Below are 21,021 nucleotides of genomic sequence, written 5' to 3'. Positions count from 1 at the left end.
GGATGTGACGCTATGAATTCAAAGTCTGGTCTCACTTACTCATTCGCGGCTCTCGCAGCGGTAAGTATACTTACCCACGCGGACGAAGCTGCGGCTGCAACCACGCATACGGTACGTTCTGGTGATACATTATGGTCCATCAGCCGTTCCTACGATGTATCTGTCGCGACGGTTAAATCTTTGAACGGACTATCCTCTAACAATATTCGCGTCGGTCAGACACTACGTCTCACAGGAAATGCGTCTGCATCGACAGGCGGTTCATCGTTGACCGCTGCGAGTACGAATCGTGTCACGACGACGCATGCGTTGAACATGCGACTCGCCGGAGGAACGTGGCACCGCGTCCTCTTGACGATTCCAAAAGGCAAAACGCTCACCCCGATTCAATCAAAAGGATCGTGGACGAAAGTCAGTTACGGCGGACAGACCGGGTGGGTGCATAACGACTATTTACAAAAAGCTTCCACGTCAAGCGGAGCAGACACGCCTTCGACTGTCACACCGAACGCGGCGACGGCCCAAACGAAAGTAAACTTGAATCTTCGCTCGTCGAAGTCAACAAAGACGACCGTGGTGCTCACGATTCCTAAGGGCAAGACGGTCACCGTCTTAGCTGTCGAAGGCTCATGGTCGAAAGTAAAGTACGGGACAAAAACTGGATATGTCGCCAATACATATTTAACGACATCTGAATCAGCGACACCTACGTCACCGAGTACAGAACAATCCATCAACCAACAGTTCACCACGACCGCAAACTTGAATGTTCGGCAAGGTGCCGGCATCGGCTACGCCCTCGTCACGTCCATCCCGAACGGCACGGTCGTCCAGGCGACGAAACAGTCAGGTAGCTGGTACTATGTCACGTATAATGGTAAATCCGGATACGTGAGCGCCGGTTATTTAAAGCAAACGACCACGACACCGAGTGACCCTGCCCCCAATGAAGGAGATGCCGGTGCTGGCAATGCCACTGTTGATTACATCGTCAACACTCCCTCTTTGAACGTCCGTTCGAGCTCTTCAACGAGTGCGACGATTATCGGTAGTGTCAAAGCGGGACAGACGTTGCGCGTCGTCGAGTCTTCAAAAGGTTGGCTACAAATCTATTACGGGAATACGGTCGGCTTTGTTGCCTCGGCCTATGTGAAAACGGTCCCGAAAGGCTCGTCAGAAGGTCCGGCTTGGGTCGAAGGTTCCTATGACGCGAACTCGTACTATACGTACTATCCGACTTCGATTCGGTCACAGGCGAGCGAGGCGAGCAGTACGGTCGGTTCGACACTCCGCGGAGAACTGTTGAACATCATTGGAGAGACGGCTACGCACTATCGGCTCTCTTCAGGATTTGTCGCAAAATCAGCCGTCACAGAAATCAAAGGACAAAGCGCTCAGTCGACACGACTTTCGACCATCCAGGTCGCTAAACAGTATGTGGGTACACCATACGTGTGGGCATCTTCTAGCCCGGCCAACGGCGGATTCGATTGTTCAGGTCTCATCTATTATGTATTCAATCAATCCGGTGTCAGCATCCCACGTACGAACGTGGCCAATTATTGGAGCGGCGCTTACTTCGGAGCACAATTACCGAAGTCGTTCGTCCCGCAGCCCGGTGATCTCGTCTTTTTCGAAAACACGTATACCGCAGGACCATCGCATATGGGCATCATGATTAACTCTGATACATTCATCCATGCCGGTTCATACGGATTAGGTTATAACCAAATCAGTAAAGAACCGTATTGGCAATCACGCTTGATCGGTTATAAGCGCCCGTGACTAAAGTCACGTTAATAAACCCGACAAAAGTCGGGTTTTTCTTTCGTTTTGCAGGAATTTCATCCCGTGACCCGAAATCGGAGTATGATGAAGAAAAAAAGGAGGTGCCGGATGGACCAATCCCGTTTCGCGAAAATTCCATACCGTATCTACACGATGGCGCTTGCAGTCGCTTGTCTCATCGGTGTCCTGTTGTTTGGGCTTGGAACGAGTTTTTATTGGCATGAAAAACAAGAAGCCATCGACCAGACAATCGCGAATTTGAGTCAGGCGTCAGACCTGGCTGGTGTCGAAGCGTATGTGACGCTCTTCGAGGCGGCGACCCGTTACGAGGAACAGTCGAATCAGACGTCATCGTTCTTATCCACACCGTACAAAGAACGGGCACTCCAATACAATGAGCGTTTATTGAACGACTTCGAAGCTGGTATAAACGAACGGGAACGAGAGACGCTTCAGACGTTCTCGAACGATTTGAACCGTATTCTCGAAGAAGAGCGATTCGAGGCGGTCCCGAACGATGTCATCAGTTCAATCAATCGCCGTTGGTTCTATCAAGCGCTCGAACAAACGAATCAACCGAATGCAGCTTATGAACTGATTGACGCCATTATGCGGATGCAATCGATGCTCATGCGAAACGGCGCTTCTTTACTTGGTGATTCAATTGACGAGAACCAACTGGCCAGTACCGTTGATTTGATTGTAGGCGAAGCGGCAATCATCCAAACAATCATCGCATCGAACACAACGTTACAAACGAAAGCCGTCATCGACGTGGCAGAAAGTGGTCAATCGTTCGCCAATATGGCAAACCGTGAGGCATCTCTCGAAGCTCGTTATGTCAATTCAACGAACGTCTACGAAGATGCGTATGGGGCTCTTCGCTCGATTCGCTCTACTTCAGAGGTCGCGCTACGAGAAGAAAGTAAACATTACCAAATTCTCGCCACTACCTCATTCGTCATGACATTCCTCTTATCACTCGGACTGATTTCCCTGCTTTACTATACGCGCAAGCGTTACAATCACGATTTGGCGCACCTCAAGGCACGAGCGCTTGCTATCGATCCAAGTCTCACGCCGGTTGAAGAAATGTTCCCGAAGACGCATGACTTCCGTGGCATCGAGGACGAGTTACGCGAGATTGCCGCAAGCGTTCATTCGACCTTCCATGAGCTTGAGAATCGCTCACAGGATCTCGTGCGCTATCACGAACGTTGGTCGTCCCTCTTTTCAGAGACCGGGCTCGCCATCGCGCTGATGGATGATTCTTATAATCTGATTGAACGAAATGAGATGTTCCGTCAGTTTTTTGGCGACCGAAATTTATATGAGATCAACCAACTGTTCACCGAGACGGGTCGCCGTCTGTTCGAACAAGCACTTGAAGGCGTGACCGACCAAGGAACGAGCGCCCAATTCATCATCCATTTGAAAGGCGAACATACTCGTTATTTGAACGTGAAATTGACACCACTAAAACGGGAAGAACAATTGACATATTATTTGATTGTTGAAGATGAGACTGATCGTGTCGAGCGGGAACGAAAAGTCGACCGTCTCGTGCGCTTCGATTTGGCGACCAACCTCTACAACGAGTATGGCTTCATCCGCAGATGGGAGAATCAAGAGATTGACGGTGCATTCGTCTTGATTAGACTGCATGACTACCATCACCTCGTCGATTGGTACGATCCGGCATACGCCGATCTTCTCATGAACGAGTTCGCGCGCACCGTCGAGGCTCGCCTGTCCAAATATGCACAACATCTATTCGGGCGGTATCGGGACGACACGTTCATGCTGTATGTCAGAGGCTTCTCTTTTGAGGATGAACATGAATTATTGGAACTGTTCCCGACGGAATTGACAGTCAATCATAAACGACAAAATGTACACATTCAAATCGGTGCAACCGAGACGAAACCTGCGTATAACGATTGTCTGTTTGAGGCGATGAAGGCGTTACAACACGCCAAAGAAACCCGCATCCCATCCGTTTGGTATGACTCAGACATCCTAGCCCAGATGCAACTCGCCGCACTGATTGAGCAGGCGCTTCCAGAGGCGATCCGAAAAGGTGAATTGACGGTCGCCTATCAGCCACAAGTCGAGCTGAAAACAGGCCGTGTCGTCGGAGCGGAAGTACTCGCCCGCTGGACACATCCTGACGTCGGAGTCATTCCACCGAACGAATTCATTCGTGTCGCAGAGCGATCCGATCAAATCTTATGGCTATCGCACAACATTCTCGACCAGACGATCGCACAGCTCGTCGCGTGGCAAGACACGCCTTTCGAAGACATCTCACTGTCGTTCAACTTGTCGGCTCATTCGGTCGACCCGTCGATTGTAGCGAAACTTCGGGACTCCATCGAGCTACATCCTTGGCTACCGGACCGATTGAAGATTGAATTGACGGAGTCGTCAGATATTATGTCGTATGAGAGTGAACTCGAACGGTTAGAAGATATCGCCGACCTCGGATATTGCCTCTCGATTGACGACTTCGGGACCGGATATGCCTCATTCGAAGCGATTTGGCATTTGCCGATTCAAGAAGTCAAAATCGACCGGATGTATGTGAGTGGGAAGGCGAAAGAAAGTACATCCTTCTTACGTGCCGTGTCGCGTTTTGCAAACGAGCAACAGCTGACCGCCCTCGCTGAAGGCATCGAGACCGATGACGACCTGTCACGAATGATTCATGAAGGAGTCGAGCTCGGGCAGGGCTACTACTTCTCACCCGCTCTTGATGCGGCTTCATTTGAAACTTGGGTCAACACGAAGGGACACTCGCATTGAGTGTCCCTTTTTTCAGCGTGATTGAATCTCTTCATATAATGCTCGCGTCGCTTCTGCCGACGACTGATTGAGATAGATTGGTTCTGCCGACCAATCGAGTCGAATGACCGGTTCGACATCGCGATCGATAAACAGGAGGACATCTTCTCCTGCTTCCGTGCGAAAATGTCCCGTCAGGCGTGTTCCCGTGTCTGCTCCGTTCGTCCGACGCGCGATGTCCGGTAAGATTGTCCATGTCACGTCTTCCACTTCATCGAGCGGGACTTCACGACCATAACTGCCTTCAATGACAATCGCCTCATCCGTCACGGTCACCTCAGTCGGTTGACTGAACCAAAATAGGAGCGCGGGCACACCGACGAGTAATATGACAGAGACGATGATGATTGGGATGAGGCGCTTTTTCCCACCCGGTCTCAAACGACCAGATTCATCAAAGATGTTCCCGTCATACCGCTGCATCCGCCAAAGCATGGCGACGATGAAGACGAATAGGACGAGAAAGAACGGTTCGAGTGGTGCGCTCCATCCAGATAAGTCGATGAGTGCAATCAACAGAAACATTGCGCCAATGCCGTAACACATCCAAGCAATCAGTCGCGCCACCCGCTTGATGTCGACACGTTCTTGCCTCTCTTTAGACATCGTATTATACCCTGAGATCAGATGATACCAACCGAACCTGTCTACCGCGAAGCCTAACGCGACGACGATTCCTGCTACTAGAATGAGAATCCACATATGCCTCGCCTCCTCTCCTTTCTTTACGATACAAGACTTCTGAAGGATTCAAATTACACGAAAACAGGACCGCCTATATGAGCAGTCCTGAACAATATTAGTTTGAAGTCGGTGTGTTCGATGGACGCTGCATCCGTCCGGTTCCTTCGTACGAAACAGCACCCGGGTCGCGCGCAAACTTCCACGCGTTTCGCGCATCAATCAAGCGACGCTGACGCATACTCGAAAAGGATTCCGGTCTCAAATTCACGAGCTCATCCCATTCCGTGACGAGAACAGCACAGTCCGCACCATGCAACGCCTCTTCAATCGTTGCCGCCTGCGGATACTCCCACGTCGCAATCGGATCATACCCGATGACTTCAACGTCTCGGGCGACCATATGGTGCGCGAGTAAAATCGACGGGGCATCCCGCATATCGTCCGTTCCCGGCTTGAATGCCAAACCAAGAATCGCAACCCGCATGTTCGGTTGAAGATTTAGTTTAGACAGCACATATTCGATTTGCGTCTCATTCACTTTTGCCGCCGCTCGGATGACACGCAAGTCAGTCTCGTTCTCTTTCGCGACATGAAGCAGTGCGTTCATATCTTTCGGGAAGCACGATCCGCCATATCCAATTCCTGCGTTTAAGAACGAGCGCCCGATACGCGGATCGAGTCCCATTCCATCCGCAATTGTTGTAATATCAGCACCTGCTTTATCGGCTAAGCGCGACAAGTCATTCATGAAGCTGATTTTCGTGGCTAAAAATGCATTCGATGCGTATTTGATGAGTTCTGCGTTGATGGGTGTCGTACAGATGAGCGGAACGCCGAGACGACCGTATATGCCGGCCAGCTCCTCTGACACTTCAAGGTCCTCACAGCCGATAACGACCCGATGTGGCTTCAAGACATCCGCAAGTGCACGTCCCTCTTGTAAAAACTCAGGTACGATCGCAAACGTATGAGAGGGATACATGATGTTCAATAAATCTGTCGTACCGGGGGGGACTGAACTACGAATGATAATTTTATGCTTCGTTCTCAGTTCCGAAAGGACTGCTTCGATATAGGATAAGTCACAGCTACCATCTGACTTGCTCGGTGTCCCGACCGCAAGAATCAAATAGTCGACCTGCTCCGTATCCGCAACACGATCTGTTAACGTGATTTGATCGGCGTGCTCTTGTAGCACCTCTGCCATGCCTGGTTCATGGAATGGTGGGTGTCCACTCATGAGGAGACGTAACTTCTCTTCGTCAGCCTCGACACCGATGACGTGATGACCGGCTTTTGCCAATCCGCAAAGTGTGGCCAATCCAACGTATCCTAAACCAATAATTCCAAATTTCACATCTGTTCCTCCTTCAATCATCTTTTCTAAGCGTACCGAAACACGCCTAAGAAGTGAAGCTTCTAACACTCTCTCGATGTTCTTTGCTATAATGAGTCAAAATGATGGGTGAAAGGACAAATTGCATGGGCTTAATCGCTTTCTTCTTAGTGACCTTGTTCGTTTATTTCTGGTTTCCGGTCCGGGGGGGACTGAAAACTTTTTTACTTGTATTAATCATGGTGAGCGGATGGCTCTCGATTTTTGAACTTGTTGCCATTCTAGAAGCTCGACCGTGGATCTTTGCACCAATCCTAATCGTCATTGCTTCAGTGATTTGGAAAGTACAACGCGACCGGAAGCAACAAATGAAGAAAAGTGTTTGACACTCAGTCAGGCGCTTTTTCTTTTTGTATTATTCGAGAAATTCTGTAAAACTCCTGTATCCATGCAAAAACAAAAACGCTCTCAGCGGGTGAGGGCGTCTTCTTTGTGATTTTGTTCGCTACCCATAAATGCTTCCATCGTCGCCGATGTTTCCGAAGAGATTCCATCTCTTTTGAGTACTTTATAGACGGTTTGAAAGATAATCTTCCAGTCACCTATAAACGTGATGTTGTCGACATATTGCACATCCATCTCGAATCGTTCTTCCCACGATAAACGATTGCGTCCGTTCACTTGTGCAAGACCAGTCAATCCCGGTCTCACCTCATGGCGACGCATTTGTCTATCGTTATAACGTGGTAAATACTCAACGAGCAGAGGCCGCGGTCCAACGATGGATAAATCACCTTTCACAATGTTCATCAAACTAGGCAATTCATCGATGCTGAGCGAACGCAACTTTTGCCCGAATGATGTCAAACGCTTGTCATCGGAAAGAAGTTCTCCCGCCTCGTCCCTTTCGTCTGTCATTGTCCGGAATTTAATCATCTCAAAAATTACACCGTCTTTTCCGGGACGCTTTTGCTTGAATAAAACCGGCCCACCTAGTTTAAGGCGAATCAGAAGAGCAGTCCCCCCTATGAGAGGACTAAGTAACACTAAAGCAACTATTGCTAACAAAAGATCTTGAGGGCGCTTAAAAAAACGACTATACATGTTCATTTGAGTTCTCCCTTCTTTATACGCTTAAACGGAAGAATCGATTGAATCAAATCTTTTTCAAACTGATTCACCGTAAAGAACCAAGTAAACACCGCATATAGAGCAACAAGTCCCACTGCTTTATATAAAAATTCAATCATATTTGAGGATGGATGTAGGTGTTGAATCACCATCCCGATAACTAATGTCAACAAAAGTCCAGGCAGTAGCTGTAAATGACATTCTTTAAAAAATCGCAAAACATCTATCTTTAATATTTTTACGTAGATAATATTCATAAATACAGCATTTCCACTTAAGTAACCAATCATGAGAGCGAGTGCTGCTCCACTCGCGCCGTAGGCCCCACTCAAAAATATTGCGAGCACTAAACCGATGACTGCCGAGATTACCATCCCGTAAGCTCGATACCGAATTTGATTTGTCGTTACAAGGTGGATGTTCGCAATTTCTTGAGGAAGCGTAATCACACCCATCGCAATGAGTAACGACGCAACAACGTATGATTCGCGAAATGCATCACCTACCCAAAAGTGAATAAATTCCGATCCAATCGCAATGAATGTTACTGTAATGAATCCCACAACATAGAGTTGAATCCTACCAACCCGAATCATCAGGTTTTCGATATCTTTAACATCACCTGAATGGGTGAGCCTTGATACTTTTGGCAAAAAAAGTGAATTGACTGCTGTCGCTATAAGCAATACATAACCTTGAACAACCATCCCGATCGAAAAGATTGCAACGGCAACCCCACTTGCTACAATCACAAGTACTGTCGGCATGATATTCATTAGAAAGTTATGTGTTGCAGCAACAGTCGTTTGCCAAGAGGAAAAAACAAAAATTTCACGGTACATTCCTTTCCCGCTGGCCATGAAGTCTATTTTAGTATCTGTATATTTCCATATATATAGTACTTTGAAAATATTATTTAATAATATAACAATCGCATTGATTACAACGAGCGCATATACGCCATACCCCATCACAAGAGCTACGATTGTACAGGTTACAATCACTACTTTCTCAAAAAATAACAATGAATTGAATTGAATGAAACGCTCATTTACGATAAACACTGCATCGAGTGGCTTAGATATTAGGGTAATCAAAATGTAAAAAGCAACAATTGGGTACATAAATTGTAGTTTCTCTAAATCACCAGCACTCAAATTACCGTAAAGATTATCTAGAAACACATATAAAATGGCTAACACGACCGCTAATATAAAGGTCAGCAAAAAAAATAATTTGTAGGCGATGCCTAGAAAGCGGATTTCACCTTGCCGATCCCCATCATTTCGATATTTACTTAAAAATCTGGCAACTACTACTTCAAGACCTAGATTAAATGCGAAAATGGCAATGATGGAAAACGATAAAATGTATAATCCATAATTAGCTTGACCAATCTTTCCGATCATCCATGGCGTATAGAGAAATCCTGAAATGATATTGAAACCAATTGAAACGTAGGATACCAAGGCACCATATTTAATTTGATTCGAACTGACTTCTTCCGGTTCGAGAGCATATTTGGTCGCCATAGGTATCCCTCCTTTTTATTGATATGCATAATAGTAGTTATTTCGATCCTTTCGATACTCACGGCGATTTAACACAAGACCTAGAATTTTGGTGCCTGTCATTGTCAATTGATCACGCGCTTTTACTACTTCATCCCGATCTGAAGCTTCGCAACTCACAACGAGAACTGTCCCGTCAACCTCAGTCGCAATCACTCGACTATCCGCAACTTGCATCACTGGTGGTGCATCTAAAATAATGATGTCAAACTGGGTCTGCACTTGATCTAACATCTCTTTAAAGGAAGGTGCAGAGAGTAGTTCTGATGGATTCGGTGGAATGACGCCTGCCGTCATCACGTATAAGTTTTCAAGTTGAGTTTGTTGAATGGCAAGATCAATTGTGACACGTTTTGCAAGAACATTTGAAAGGCCATTCTTCGTATCTAGTCGGAAGATTTGGTGCATTGTTGGACGACGCATGTCACAATCAACGACTAGTACACGTTTACCTAATTGAGCATATACAACGGCTAAGTTTCCAGCGGTTGTCGATTTCCCTTCTCCAGTAAAAGTCGAGGTTACAAGTATTGTTTGTAGTCCTGTACCGAGCGACGTATATTCAAGATTTGTACGTAGTGTACGATATTGTTCGGAGATTGGCGATTTCGGATCTGAGATTGTAATTAAATTTCGGTTCATATTTCTATGAAAGCTTTCTTTGTGTTTTCGGAACATATTTCTCTCCCTCCTTTACTTGATTCGATGAGTGCGGATTATGTTTATCTGATTTGAACGATTGACGTTCAAATAGAGGAATCGAAGCAATCACTGGTATTCCAAGTATGGCTTCTGCTTCCGCCTCAGTTCGAATTTGTTTGTTGAAAAGATGTCTAATTAATACGAATGCGCTACTGAAAATGAACCCGAGGAGTATACCAATTGCAGTGTTCCGTGGAATATTTGGCTCTACCGGTTCAATCGGAACAGATGAAGGTGACAAAATTTGTGTATTATCGACTTTCATTAAGCTTGGAATCTCACTTGAAAATACCAAACCTAATTCATTCGCAATACTTGCAGCCATTTCCCCTGATCCTGCGGTAGCACGAACTGTAATGACTTGCGAATTTTCTTCGCTTTCAATAACAATTTGTTCTTCTAACTTTTCAGGGGCATTCGGGATATTTTCACGCACCTCATTTAGAATGATTGGACTTTTCATAATAATTCGATACGTATTAATCAGCCCCTGCGATGATTGAATCTGATTACTGTCTAACGCTTCAGTCCCATTTTGTTTTGGTACCACCAAAATTTGCGTCGAAGCTTCATACGTCGGTGGGATTACATACCGACTTAACGAGTAGGCAATCGCTCCTATTAAAATCATCGTCATTAAAATAAGCCACTTTTTAGATTTCAAAATAAACCAAGTATCCTGGATTGACGAGTTGATATCTCTCACGGTGACTATACCTCCCTTACTTTTTCGACTGTCGACACCATTTATGAATTAGATAGTGAACCTTTCCCTCTCCGAAAATCATTCAATTCAAAATAGGAAGGAGATACTTATCATTCTTTTGAAATCTTCATTGGCGAGAGAATGACGATGACTTTTTCCCTGTTTCAGCACGATACTGACTATAGGTGACAACGAATACAAGTAAAATCAGTAAATATGCAATAGCTCGTAATCGTAATGATGTACCAATGTTGTCGTTGGTGATGGCAATCAGTCCGTTCCATACAAAAGCTTGTGTCAAAATGAAACCTTGAACTTTCGTCACCCACCCTCTTCTCAACCATAGAAACCCTAAAATCAAAATCATCGGAACCGCTTCAATTACAAAGGCGATTAATGTAGACACGCTCCGAATGTGCCATGGCAAAGGTCCAACTAAGTTACCCAAATAACTGTGTGCATAATTTGCCAAGAAACCTAGATAATTCGTTGCATCAAGTTGAATCCCCATTTGACTACTCCCACCTAACTGACCTAGCCCGCTGGATCGATACTGTAAGGCAGAGCGAAGTGTACGTTCAACAATAGGAACTTGGATATCCATAAAGAATGAATAAATGACGCCGAATACAATAAGAAACATAATTAGGAATACAACAGGACGCTTAACGAGTGTAAATACAAACCAAATACTCATCGCCAACACAAAAGAAAGAAGAGCGTAGGTTCGGAATTGACCGAGTAGCCAAATTGTCGGAACAAGGAGCATGAAATAGGTCCAATTCTTTTCAAATAACCAACGTGTAGCTAAGTATGTGGCAGTCACGAACAACATATAAATCCATACATCCCGAAAAATTGACGTAGTGATATTGAAAAACAAACTAATATAGGCGATATAACTGACAAGTGAGAGGAGATAAGCTCTTTTTCGAATTTCTGTGGCATTTTTCTTTAGAGAAATAGATTCCAATTGGACAGTTACTAATTTCAGTGAAAAGTGGATAAGCAATACGACACCAGCAAAGTTAAACATACGAATCGCAAATACACTTTCCGTCCCAATCAGTTGGAGGTATTTCCCAATAATCCAAGGGTATATAGAAGTTCGAATCCACGATAAGTCATAAAAGACATTCATGGCTTGTTCCCAATAAAATAGGCCGTCATCTCCCCCACCAAAAATTTGAAAAGATATACCCTTCCCACTTACATAAATGGCAAGCATATAAAAGACTGTCGTCGCAAGTAAGTAATAAATCAGTACCAAATATCGTACGATACTCACTTCTGATCCAAGTTTCATGACGGCACCCCCTCACTTTAATGTCCAGAAGCCTGAACGGACTCGTAAATTCGTCTCATTTCGATCTTTGACTGCTCAATATCATAGGACTTAGCAGTTTTTATATTATTCGACCCCATCTGTTGTGCCACTTTTAAATCAATACGCATCATTTGAATCGCTCGGGCAAAACCTGCGATGTCATCAGGTGCACATTTATAACCTGTCACACCTTCAACTGAATAATCATTGATTCCATGAACATTTGATGTGATTAGAGGCAGGCCCGCTGCCATCGCTTCTAGGGCCGCCATGCCAAGCCCTTCCCTCCGAGAAGGAAAAACGAAGCAATCGGCAGCTTTCATCACTTCAAATACATCTTCTCGAAATCCTAGTAAATGTACTTGTTCTTTTAGTTCAAGTTCGATAATCATTCGTTCGAGGCGCTGTTTCGAATCGCCGGTTCCGGCAATCCAATATTGAACGTTTCGATCTTTCAACGTCGCGATCGCTCGGATGATCGTTTCATGATTTTTATTTTCATTCAGTTCTCCGACCGACAACAGTACAAAGTCTGAATCTTGATAAACACCTAGATTATTGCGTTTCTCAGATCGATTGATGGAGATTTGCTCAATTCGATTCGTATCGACTCCAATCCCAGGTATCCGGAACGTACGGGACGTTTTGAACGTCAATGCCCGTTCATAATCCTCTTGGTTCACCGTGACCAGTGTATCTGTTAAATGAGCAAGTGTACGCTCCACAGGATAATAAAGTAACCAGTTAAGCGAAGGACTACCTCTGAAAAAGTGAAACCCGTGCGCTGTATACATACAGGGAGTCTCGGTTTGGCGAGCAACCAGTCTGCCAATCACCCCACCGATTGGAGAATGGCAATGGATAAATTCATACGTTTGTTGTGAAAGTACATCTTTCAATTGTTGAAAAGCTTTAACATGCCGGTTTATTTTTTTTATGTCACGCTCAAAATCGATTTGGAACATGGAGACCCCTTCTCTTTGAAGACTCTCCCGAATACGTGTGATTTTTTCTTTAGAGTACATACTCCCCCACTCAAAATTCGTTGCAACATGAACCTCATAACCCATTTCCTGTAGTATTCTGATATTGTCACGATTAAAACTTTCAATCATGGATACAACCGACGCGACCATGAGGACACGTTTCATCATCAACACCCCTTTATACACGTTTCCGTAAATAGTCGACACTCCGTAACATTAGAACGAGTGAAATGGTCTGTTCACGTTTACAAAGTTGGAAGAACGTCCTCCATTTCAAATCGAAGTACTTCATATCAATTTGAGAATATGCTTGGCGAAATTCTTTTTGACGCAACACTTGCTTCAACGTTTCCGCTTGATTCAAAAGTGATTTTTGAGACCAAATCTCATTCAACCCAATCCCAATCATGCTTAGTGCGATTCGATTATAAAGCGCACGATTGTAATCTTCACCGAGATTTCGCTCTTCGATATAACGCATGAGGATGTGAAAGAACTCAATCCGAGAAGCAATCAAATTTGTTTGATACGTACTCGTCATCGATGTTACATTTGTCTTCCGATAATGATAAACAGGATAATCGATATAAATAAATCGTTTACAATTCTCCAACGCACGAATTTGATAGTATAAATCTGCGAATGATCCATATGTGCTATCAAAAGATAAATGTTTAATCAAATCACGATGATATAAGGTAATACAATTTGAATTCAGGGCGTCCACTGTTTCCGGACGAGCTAGTTCCTCACCCATAAGTCCGAATAAACGCCGATGAACGTATCTCTTGGTTTCTTCTTCATCGTAAGACAGGAAGTTTGCGTTAAAAATATGTTTAGGTAAAGAACGTCCCTCGTATTCTCGGACATACGTTCCCATAACTGCATCTGCTCGTTCTCTCTCGGCATGTTCTACCATTAGGCGAATGGCGTCCAGATCGAGCCAATCATCACTATCAACGAACATGATGTATTCTCCATCTGCCAAATTGAGTCCTCGATTCCGAGAAAACGAACACCCTCTATTTGTCTGATCATATAGTTGCACGCGTAAATCCGAGTCATACTGCATTAAAACATCAAAACTGTTATCCGTACTTCCATCATTGATACAGATAATTTCAAGGTTTGGGTAGGTTTGATTGACAAGACTTTCAAGGCATTGTTCGATGTAAGGTGCAGTGTTATAAATAGGAACAACTAGACTGACTAACGGCATGCTCTTTAGCATCCTTCTCACTCCTTCTATGCTGTTTGTCTCAAGGTGTACGGGGCAATCAGAAATGACGTTATATGTCATTGTTCCCATTCAAAAAAATGGATAAATCCGAATTGAAGAGAGTTCGATATAATTTTTTAGTGAATTATCAAAACAAAAACCCGAGATCCAAAGGCTCTCGAGTCAACGTTCATGATTTGTATGAACTTGTTTTAGATTACTCAAAATGTTGCTGAACAATCGATCATTCACTTGATCGGATACATAGGAGTTATGGGGGCTGATAGACACCCAATCAAAATCATACAATGGATGGTCTGATGGTAGTGGTTCTGATGCAAACACATCAAGAGATACACCAAAAAATTTCCCTTCTTTTAGCACTGAAACAAGAGCGGTCTCATCAATAATCGATCCCCGTGCGACATTCATCAGAATAGCATCCTCTTTCATCACCTGGAGTGTTTCCTCATTTATTAAATGATAAGTATCTTCCGTCAGTGGAAGCGCAAGAATAATAACGTCACTTTCACGTAATACATCGCGTAGCTCATTCATCAAAACATATTGATCAACAAATGAAACTACTTTTTCTCGGTGTCCAACTCCAATTAGGCGAACACCAAATGGTCGAAGTCTTGTCGCTATGGCTTCACTCACATGACCTACACCAAGCAAGGTAACCGTCTTCCCTGTCAATTCGAGTAAGCGCCGCTCTTTTTCCCACTTCCGGTTGGATTGTTTTTCACGAAGTGATGCACCATGTTTCATAAAATCAAGAAGTTGCCATATGATCCACTCCGCCATTGGCGCGGCGTATGTATCGCCGGCATTATAAACCTCAATACCACGTTCTTTTAACTCTTCAAGAGGCAATCGATCTAAGCCGGCACTCACTGCTTGAACGATTTTCAGCTGAGGAAACTCCTCGACTTGTCTATAAGCGAAAATATTTTGACAAACGAGCACTTCTACTTTTGTCACATCTTGTAGTGAGATATCGGACTCTTGCTCTAGCATAGTGACTTTGCATCCGATTTGTTCTAGTTGTTCTTTTTGATTTAACGATAGACGCATTCCTGTTACCAATACATTCATAACAAAATTCCTTTCTGTGTTTGAATTTCTGTAGTAATACCTTCAACATCAAAAACGAGACTGCGTCTATTTTTTTCCAACCAGTCTGAGGATACATATTTCAGGTGTTGCTCATATGCCCTTACTTTCCAAACCCCCTCTTTAAAAAGTTGAGTTTGGTATGCGGACATCATTTTAACATTCCCTAAATTACAAAAACTCCGTGATAAAATAATGAGCGAAGAATCAAGACGTTTGTGCTCAGCCAAAATTTTTTCTGCAGGTAATTTGCCCTCCCCTATACGAGCAATTCCACCAAATCCGTAAACAATATCCTGCTCACGTATTTGATTAATGATTTTTTCCACTAATCCGTTCGCAAGTGGTTCGAAAAGAAAAGATTGTCCATAACTTAAATGTAAGTCATTCAACCCAATATGAATAAAATCGATTCCATCTAACTTTAAAACATCAGGCATGCATTCTACAGCTTCTTTCGTCTCACAAAGAAGACAAACTTTGGCACGACCACGAACAAATTCAATCAGTCTCTTTACCTCGTCCGTCGTTTTATAGTAAGGCAACATAACGATATCCGCACCGCGATTAATCACCTCGTCAATTTCTTGACGGGACCCTCGGAAAATCGGGTTCACTCTTACAAGTAGTTTTGAATGTTTCAACACTGCACGTACCTGACTGATGTCTTGAAAGTTATGTCGGGAAATCACTGTATCCAAATGACCTTGCCTTTCCGTTTTCCCCATTATTTCAAGGTCAATAAAAATCCAATCAACTCCATTTTGCTCCGCAACACGTGCTACTTCAGGTTGATTTGTAATGTACATTAACGTCAAAGACATAGTCTCTTCTCCTTCCTGAGCGCGATAAAGGACTTTAACAAAATATCCGTTTCCAAGAACAACGAAACAGAAATAAATAACATCATTTAAAATACCTTCATCTCATCGTTTATCAATCACGATACCATTTCATGTTCGTTTATTCATTGTCATTCTGTTTGAAATCAAAAGAATCGGAAATAATGTCATTACAGACAAATCTATTCGACATTTTTCAACAAAAAAGGAGTGACTTCCGATGGAGTGGATTGTGATTTTTGGTGCAGGCGGTCACGCACAAGTCATTATTGATATCTTAGAATTAATGGGGCTCTATCGAATTGCGGGCATTTACGATGACAGTCCAGAACTCGTAGGGAAATTCATCTATGGTTATCCCGTTCTTGGTCTAATTGGTGCTAATTCTATCATTCGAAAAGGAATCATCGGTGTCGGGGATAACGATCGTCGTGCGTCCATCGCAATCAAGGTAGGAGAACGTATGCCAGATTTTGAGTTTATTTCAGCGATTCATCCGAGCGCGATTGTCGGACGTAACGTGTCCATCGGTCCTGGGGTCGCCGTGATGGCGGGTAGTGTCATTAATCCGAATTCTGTCCTTCAAGAACATTGTGTCGTCAATACGATGGCTTCGGTTGATCACAATTGTCGTCTTGAACCCTTTAGCTCGATTGCACCTGGTGCACATCTTGGCGGTGGTGTAACAATCGGGACTAGATCTTTCATCGGCATGGGGGCCACGGTCATTCATAACATTCACGTCGGACCCGACACAGTCGTCGGCGCCGGAGCGACTGTTGTCTCCAACCTACCAAGTCAAGTAATTGCTTATGGAACACCAGCTAAGGTCACGCGTGGCCGTGAAGTCCGAGAGACATATTTATAAAAACGAAGAAATTCGTACTAAACCCTATGAACTGAACCTTGAATATCGACACTTTTTCTAAGTATCGAGCATTCAGGGTTTTTTTTATGTGTAGTGAATCGATATAATAAACTTATTCATTCAGACCGCACTGTAAAACAATCGAAAAAGACATTCATCATCGATGTCACCACTTTAGTTCTTCTAAGTGACTAGAAAAGAAGTTATTTTTTTCAAGATTAAACAACATAAGGAAGTAGGCAGGAGTTTATTAGGGTATAAATTATTATAAACATTTAAAAACTACACTTTATCAAGGGGGAGTCTATGCGACACCTTATTTCTATCTCACTCTCATGTTTATTTTTATTGTACGGATGTTCAGATAACAAAGAAGAAACTGAGCTTCCTCAAGACTACGAGAGTGAATTTCCAACAGAATCATTCATTCGAAGTCATCTGTTAACAGAAAAAGGTCTCATCCAAACGAATGTGACCAATCGCGAAAATGAATTTTTATCTGAGTCTCTCGGACTCTATTTGCTATTTTTAGTCGAACGGGATCGCGCAGACGAATTTGCCTCACAAGTCGATGTACTCACCGAGCATTTCTTGCATGCATCTAATTTGGTTAGTTGGCGACTTGAAAGGACGAACGATGAGCTTACACGAAGCCCTGCGAATGCCTGGATTGATGATGCTCGAATCGTTCACGCCCTGTATGAAGCGGGAGATGCGTTTGATGAACCTTCTTACATTAAATTGGCTGAACAGATTGGCACTTCACTCACATCAATTGGGGTCAAAGATGGGATCCCCGTTGACTTCGTCGATTTGGCAACAAAGGAACGTGGAGACGTTTTGACTTTAAGCTACTTAGATGAGGACGCCCTACGCCACATGGCCGTGAACGACTTGTACGACAACAGCAAACAAGTATTGAGTAATGCGCCGCTGAGCGATCCGTTCTTCGCAAAATCTTACGTCATCTCAACTCAGACGTATCAGTTCGATGAGGAAATCAATATGATTGATCAATTATATGTCGCCTTGCGCTATGAACAGTTCGGATTATCGACCGCATCGTTTTATTCTTTCTTTAAAGAGACATTCAATGACGGGATTGTCTACGGACGGTACGACCTCAACTCAAAAAAACCAACTGTCAACTATGAGTCTCAAGCAGTCTATGCGTTGGCAATCTTTTATTTACTCGAGCGTGATGAACGGGACTTTGCAGAGCGAGTGATGAATCGACTCACCTCATCGATGGTTTCCGACTCATCATCTGATTACTATGGAGGGTATCTTGATGTAGATACGAAAGAGACTCACGCTTTTGACAATTTACTGCCTTTATTAGCAGAAGGGGGACTAATCGATGGATACCTCATTCCGTAAAACAAGTTTAGTCAGTTTACAAATTGGACTTTTGTTGATCGCTGCCGTTCTATTTCTACTGTACATGCCGGACCTAGGAAATGTAACGATTGAAGGGTCTTTACTAATTGCTTTAGCTTTGTTTATTAGCTTGTTTGCAGGGATGCGTGCAGGATTATTCACGGCCCTGGTAATTTTATTTTTATTCGGAAGCCTGTACTTTTGGAACCTATTTTTCCGACCTACCGACCAAATGTTTTTGTTCTCAGAAGCCACCCTCTTACAGTTTGGTGTCTGGTTGATTGTTTTTGTCATTTTAAGCGGAAGTATTTATGCACGAATCAATCAATTAAACCGATTAAACCTTTCATTACAGGAGAAGGTCAGACGACTCGTATCAATCGATGAGGAGACGGGACTTGACAATAAAGAACGTTTTGAACTTGAACTTCAGTTGGAAATCAATCGTACAAACCGTCACGGAGAATCATTCACCGTCCTGCTCTATCAAATCGACTACTTCACAGAATTTATACGACTCTATGGAAATGAGGAAGCAACACGTTTTTTAACATTTTTTAGTGAACGTCTTCACCAATCGACACGAACGACCGATAAAAAATTTCGATTGTCCACGGAAGAGTTCGCGCTCATTCTACCTTATGCTTCTGAATCGGATATGATTATCATTTTGAATCGCTTCCGACAATTGATTGGGGACTACGAGCTGTCAAACGGCAAAAAGGTATCCTTCACGAACCATATCGCCCACTACACCGTCACAAAAGAAGCAAAGATCGAATCACCTGATGACGTCCTCGGATTATTGAGAAATGAGTTGAAGAGTTATGCGTTATAAAATGATTATTCTCATTCTTGTCTTAGTTGGTATCCCACAAATTTCTTTTGCAAAAGAACCGAGCGTTACAATCGTTTTTAGTTCAGAAACAAATGATATTCCACCAGAAGTCTACAAATTGGATGCTCTGATTTCCCACTTTTCGGAGAAAATCGACATCCTTCGCGACACTGAAGTATTAAAAGAATCGTTTAGTGGGACAACTCACTTATTTTACTTCGGTGCAAATCCTGCGACAATTCCTGAATCAACTCGTGAGCGAATTAACCAGTTAGACTCTCCATTGTATGGAATCGGCTATAACGTGAATCAACTTGATATCTTTAACAAACTAGAAACAACAACGAAACAAGGAGTCTCCAAATTCCATCAAGCGCGTACCGACCATTTTTTAACTTTCGAATCAGCTGACTCAATCCTGACTGTAGATGACCCAGCTTCAATTGTGCACGCAAGTTCGATGCACAATGATAAAAAACAAGCGGTCATCGTTCAAACAGATGACCATTTTTATTCAGGAATTCACAATTTATTGAACCGTTCTTCTTTACTCGTAGCGGATAGCCTATTTGACTTTTTTAAAGTCGAATCATCAAATGAGCATCTTGGGTATCTTCGACTAGAAGATATTAATCCGAGCACAGATCCAAAACTCCTTGAAGAGGTAGGGAACTATCTGTTAGACCGAGACGTACCAATTCTGTTAGCGGTAATTACAGTGTATGCCGAACCAGGGAGTGAGCAACTTGTTCACTATACCGACCGTCCAGAACTGCTTGATGTTATTCAAAGTCTTGAAAAACGTGGTGCTTCCGTCATCTCACATGGCTATACTCATCAATATCGTTCTTCAGAAACAGGAGAAGGATTTGAGTTTTGGGATGTCGAGAACAATCAGCCGGTACTCGTTCCTTCGAATGAAACGCCTCCCCTTCTAAAAAAACGTGAAGCGTTCAGTAACAATCGTGATTATACTGAATACGTAACGACGTTATTAGAGGGAGAAACGGCTTATATGCAGTCAAAATTAACGAACTCGATTCATAAGCTTGTGTCACTCGACCTTAAGCCTCTAGGATTTGAAGCACCACACTACACGATGTCACATTCAGGATATGCCTTAACATCGAATTATTTTTCTAATATATTTGGACAAGTACAATTTAGTAACACAAATTGGGAAGTTATGGGCTCGACTCCTTATATTGCTAAACCGTCGCTTCTACATGGAATGACCTTATACCCAGAAACAATTGGATACGTTCGAACCGACCTTCCAAGACCGGTCGACGAAATGCGTCGCGCGCGTGACGAACTGATGATTGTACGTGATTCGATGATTGGCGGTTTTTATCACCCTTATCTCGGAACAGAACATTTATCGGACCTCGTCAACATGATGGAGTCCACACCCGACTTTCGCTGGCTTGACTTACGTGAGCAAAATGAATGGGTTCGTACAGAAAATGTCTCCATCACAGCTACAAACGGCGATCTTACACTGCAAGACGACCGTTCTCGCGTAATGAGTCAGTTGAGCCTGTACGCCCCGACCTCATTTCTTGAACGAGCGCTCTTAGTCCTTGCCCTCATCACGTTCGTCGCTGTCCTGACATTTTTGTTATATACACTCTACCTGCGGGGACAGCGCAAAAAACGATTATTTAAGGAGCGTGGATAATC

The 21,021-nt window shown here is 43.6% G+C and carries 18 protein-coding genes; 7 read left to right on the top strand and 11 right to left on the bottom strand.

Features of this window, described 5'->3' with window-relative positions:
- Positions 1-12 precede the first annotated feature (12 nt).
- Positions 13-1,785, top strand: a complete 1,773-nt coding sequence (locus tag P400_RS0105385) for a C40 family peptidase (RefSeq protein ID WP_026825218.1) — start codon at positions 13-15, stop codon at positions 1,783-1,785.
- A 111-nt stretch (positions 1,786-1,896) separates the two neighbouring features.
- Positions 1,897-4,593 (top strand): EAL domain-containing protein, encoded by a 2,697-nt coding sequence (locus P400_RS0105380; protein WP_026825217.1) that lies wholly within the window; start codon positions 1,897-1,899, stop codon positions 4,591-4,593.
- Positions 4,594-4,605: 12 nt separating this feature from the next.
- Here P400_RS0105380 and P400_RS0105375 read toward each other — a convergent pair whose 3' ends face one another.
- Positions 4,606-5,334, bottom strand: a complete 729-nt coding sequence (locus P400_RS0105375) for a DUF3784 domain-containing protein (RefSeq protein WP_026825216.1) — start codon at positions 5,332-5,334, stop codon at positions 4,606-4,608.
- A 97-nt stretch (positions 5,335-5,431) separates the two neighbouring features.
- Positions 5,432-6,673, bottom strand: coding sequence for a UDP-glucose dehydrogenase family protein (locus tag P400_RS0105370; protein WP_026825215.1), 1,242 nt, complete (start codon positions 6,671-6,673; stop codon positions 5,432-5,434).
- 125 nt (positions 6,674-6,798) lie between these two features.
- Between P400_RS0105370 and P400_RS0105365 the strand changes: the two genes are divergently transcribed.
- The gene (locus tag P400_RS0105365) at positions 6,799-7,038 is read left to right on the top strand and encodes a hypothetical protein (protein WP_026825214.1); all 240 of its coding nucleotides are present in this window, start codon (positions 6,799-6,801) and stop codon (positions 7,036-7,038) included.
- A gap of 82 nt (positions 7,039-7,120) precedes the next feature.
- Here the strand turns inward: P400_RS0105365 and P400_RS0105360 are convergent, their stop codons facing one another.
- The 9 genes from P400_RS0105360 to P400_RS0105320 form a co-directional block, all read right to left on the bottom strand.
- Positions 7,121-7,762 (bottom strand): sugar transferase, encoded by a 642-nt coding sequence (locus P400_RS0105360; RefSeq protein WP_326931350.1) that lies wholly within the window; start codon positions 7,760-7,762, stop codon positions 7,121-7,123.
- Entirely contained in the window at positions 7,759-9,315 is a 1,557-nt protein-coding gene (locus tag P400_RS0105355; RefSeq protein WP_026825212.1) for a lipopolysaccharide biosynthesis protein, read from the bottom strand. Before P400_RS0105355 ends, P400_RS0105360 begins: the two co-directional genes overlap by 4 nt.
- Before the next feature lie 15 nt (positions 9,316-9,330).
- The gene (locus tag P400_RS0105350; RefSeq protein ID WP_026825211.1) at positions 9,331-10,032 is read right to left on the bottom strand and encodes a CpsD/CapB family tyrosine-protein kinase; all 702 of its coding nucleotides are present in this window, start codon (positions 10,030-10,032) and stop codon (positions 9,331-9,333) included.
- Positions 10,001-10,762, bottom strand: coding sequence for a YveK family protein (locus P400_RS14915; protein ID WP_152538872.1), 762 nt, complete (start codon positions 10,760-10,762; stop codon positions 10,001-10,003). The genes P400_RS0105350 and P400_RS14915 overlap by 32 nt, the downstream gene beginning before the upstream one ends.
- Before the next feature lie 127 nt (positions 10,763-10,889).
- Positions 10,890-12,068 (bottom strand): hypothetical protein, encoded by a 1,179-nt coding sequence (locus P400_RS0105340; RefSeq protein WP_026825210.1) that lies wholly within the window; start codon positions 12,066-12,068, stop codon positions 10,890-10,892.
- Between the two features lie 17 nt (positions 12,069-12,085).
- A complete protein-coding gene (locus tag P400_RS0105335; RefSeq protein WP_268745957.1) occupies positions 12,086-13,204 on the bottom strand; it encodes a glycosyltransferase family 4 protein in 1,119 nt (372 codons plus the stop codon).
- A gap of 49 nt (positions 13,205-13,253) precedes the next feature.
- Positions 13,254-14,294 (bottom strand): glycosyltransferase family 2 protein, encoded by a 1,041-nt coding sequence (locus tag P400_RS0105330; RefSeq protein ID WP_235181872.1) that lies wholly within the window; start codon positions 14,292-14,294, stop codon positions 13,254-13,256.
- A 183-nt stretch (positions 14,295-14,477) separates the two neighbouring features.
- On the bottom strand, positions 14,478-15,392 hold the full coding sequence (locus tag P400_RS0105325) for an NAD(P)-dependent oxidoreductase (RefSeq protein WP_026825207.1): 915 nt from the start codon (positions 15,390-15,392) through the stop codon (positions 14,478-14,480).
- Complete coding sequence (locus tag P400_RS0105320; protein WP_026825206.1) at positions 15,389-16,234, bottom strand: aldolase/citrate lyase family protein; 846 nt, start codon at positions 16,232-16,234, stop codon at positions 15,389-15,391. Before P400_RS0105320 ends, P400_RS0105325 begins: the two co-directional genes overlap by 4 nt.
- A 238-nt stretch (positions 16,235-16,472) precedes the next feature.
- On the opposite strand from P400_RS0105320, the gene P400_RS0105315 reads away from it, so the two are divergent.
- From P400_RS0105315 to P400_RS0105300, 4 genes are all read left to right on the top strand, one after another.
- Positions 16,473-17,120 (top strand): acetyltransferase, encoded by a 648-nt coding sequence (locus P400_RS0105315; protein ID WP_026825205.1) that lies wholly within the window; start codon positions 16,473-16,475, stop codon positions 17,118-17,120.
- A gap of 306 nt (positions 17,121-17,426) precedes the next feature.
- Positions 17,427-18,500: a hypothetical protein gene (locus tag P400_RS0105310; RefSeq protein WP_026825204.1), complete on the top strand. Its 1,074-nt coding sequence runs from the start codon at positions 17,427-17,429 to the stop codon at positions 18,498-18,500.
- Positions 18,481-19,338 carry a GGDEF domain-containing protein gene (locus P400_RS0105305; RefSeq protein WP_026825203.1) on the top strand — a complete coding sequence of 286 codons (858 nt, stop codon included), beginning with the start codon at positions 18,481-18,483 and terminating at the stop codon, positions 19,336-19,338. Before P400_RS0105310 ends, P400_RS0105305 begins: the two co-directional genes overlap by 20 nt.
- Complete coding sequence (locus P400_RS0105300; protein WP_051545943.1) at positions 19,328-21,019, top strand: DUF2334 domain-containing protein; 1,692 nt, start codon at positions 19,328-19,330, stop codon at positions 21,017-21,019. Before P400_RS0105305 ends, P400_RS0105300 begins: the two co-directional genes overlap by 11 nt.
- The last annotated feature ends 2 nt before the right edge of the window (positions 21,020-21,021 follow it).

Source organism: Exiguobacterium marinum DSM 16307 (genome assembly GCF_000620845.1).
Classification (GTDB): domain Bacteria; phylum Bacillota; class Bacilli; order Exiguobacteriales; family Exiguobacteriaceae; genus Exiguobacterium; species Exiguobacterium marinum.
Note: the sequence above shows the minus strand (reverse complement) of the source record. Positions and strands in the feature narration are given on the sequence as shown.

Coding starts and splice junctions, on each gene's coding strand:
- P400_RS0105385 (WP_026825218.1), top strand. CDS start 13: ATGAATTCAAAGTCTGGTCTCACTTACTCATTCGCGGCTCTCGCAGCG.
- P400_RS0105380 (WP_026825217.1), top strand. CDS start 1,897: ATGGACCAATCCCGTTTCGCGAAAATTCCATACCGTATCTACACGATG.
- P400_RS0105375 (WP_026825216.1), bottom strand. CDS start 5,334: ATGTGGATTCTCATTCTAGTAGCAGGAATCGTCGTCGCGTTAGGCTTC.
- P400_RS0105365 (WP_026825214.1), top strand. CDS start 6,799: ATGGGCTTAATCGCTTTCTTCTTAGTGACCTTGTTCGTTTATTTCTGG.
- P400_RS0105360 (WP_326931350.1), bottom strand. CDS start 7,762: ATGAACATGTATAGTCGTTTTTTTAAGCGCCCTCAAGATCTTTTGTTA.
- P400_RS0105355 (WP_026825212.1), bottom strand. CDS start 9,315: ATGGCGACCAAATATGCTCTCGAACCGGAAGAAGTCAGTTCGAATCAA.
- P400_RS0105350 (WP_026825211.1), bottom strand. CDS start 10,032: ATGTTCCGAAAACACAAAGAAAGCTTTCATAGAAATATGAACCGAAAT.
- P400_RS0105340 (WP_026825210.1), bottom strand. CDS start 12,068: ATGAAACTTGGATCAGAAGTGAGTATCGTACGATATTTGGTACTGATT.
- P400_RS0105335 (WP_268745957.1), bottom strand. CDS start 13,204: ATGATTGAAAGTTTTAATCGTGACAATATCAGAATACTACAGGAAATG.
- P400_RS0105330 (WP_235181872.1), bottom strand. CDS start 14,294: ATGCCGTTAGTCAGTCTAGTTGTTCCTATTTATAACACTGCACCTTAC.
- P400_RS0105325 (WP_026825207.1), bottom strand. CDS start 15,392: ATGAATGTATTGGTAACAGGAATGCGTCTATCGTTAAATCAAAAAGAA.
- P400_RS0105320 (WP_026825206.1), bottom strand. CDS start 16,234: ATGTCTTTGACGTTAATGTACATTACAAATCAACCTGAAGTAGCACGT.
- P400_RS0105315 (WP_026825205.1), top strand. CDS start 16,473: ATGGAGTGGATTGTGATTTTTGGTGCAGGCGGTCACGCACAAGTCATT.
- P400_RS0105310 (WP_026825204.1), top strand. CDS start 17,427: ATGCGACACCTTATTTCTATCTCACTCTCATGTTTATTTTTATTGTAC.
- P400_RS0105305 (WP_026825203.1), top strand. CDS start 18,481: ATGGATACCTCATTCCGTAAAACAAGTTTAGTCAGTTTACAAATTGGA.
- P400_RS0105300 (WP_051545943.1), top strand. CDS start 19,328: ATGCGTTATAAAATGATTATTCTCATTCTTGTCTTAGTTGGTATCCCA.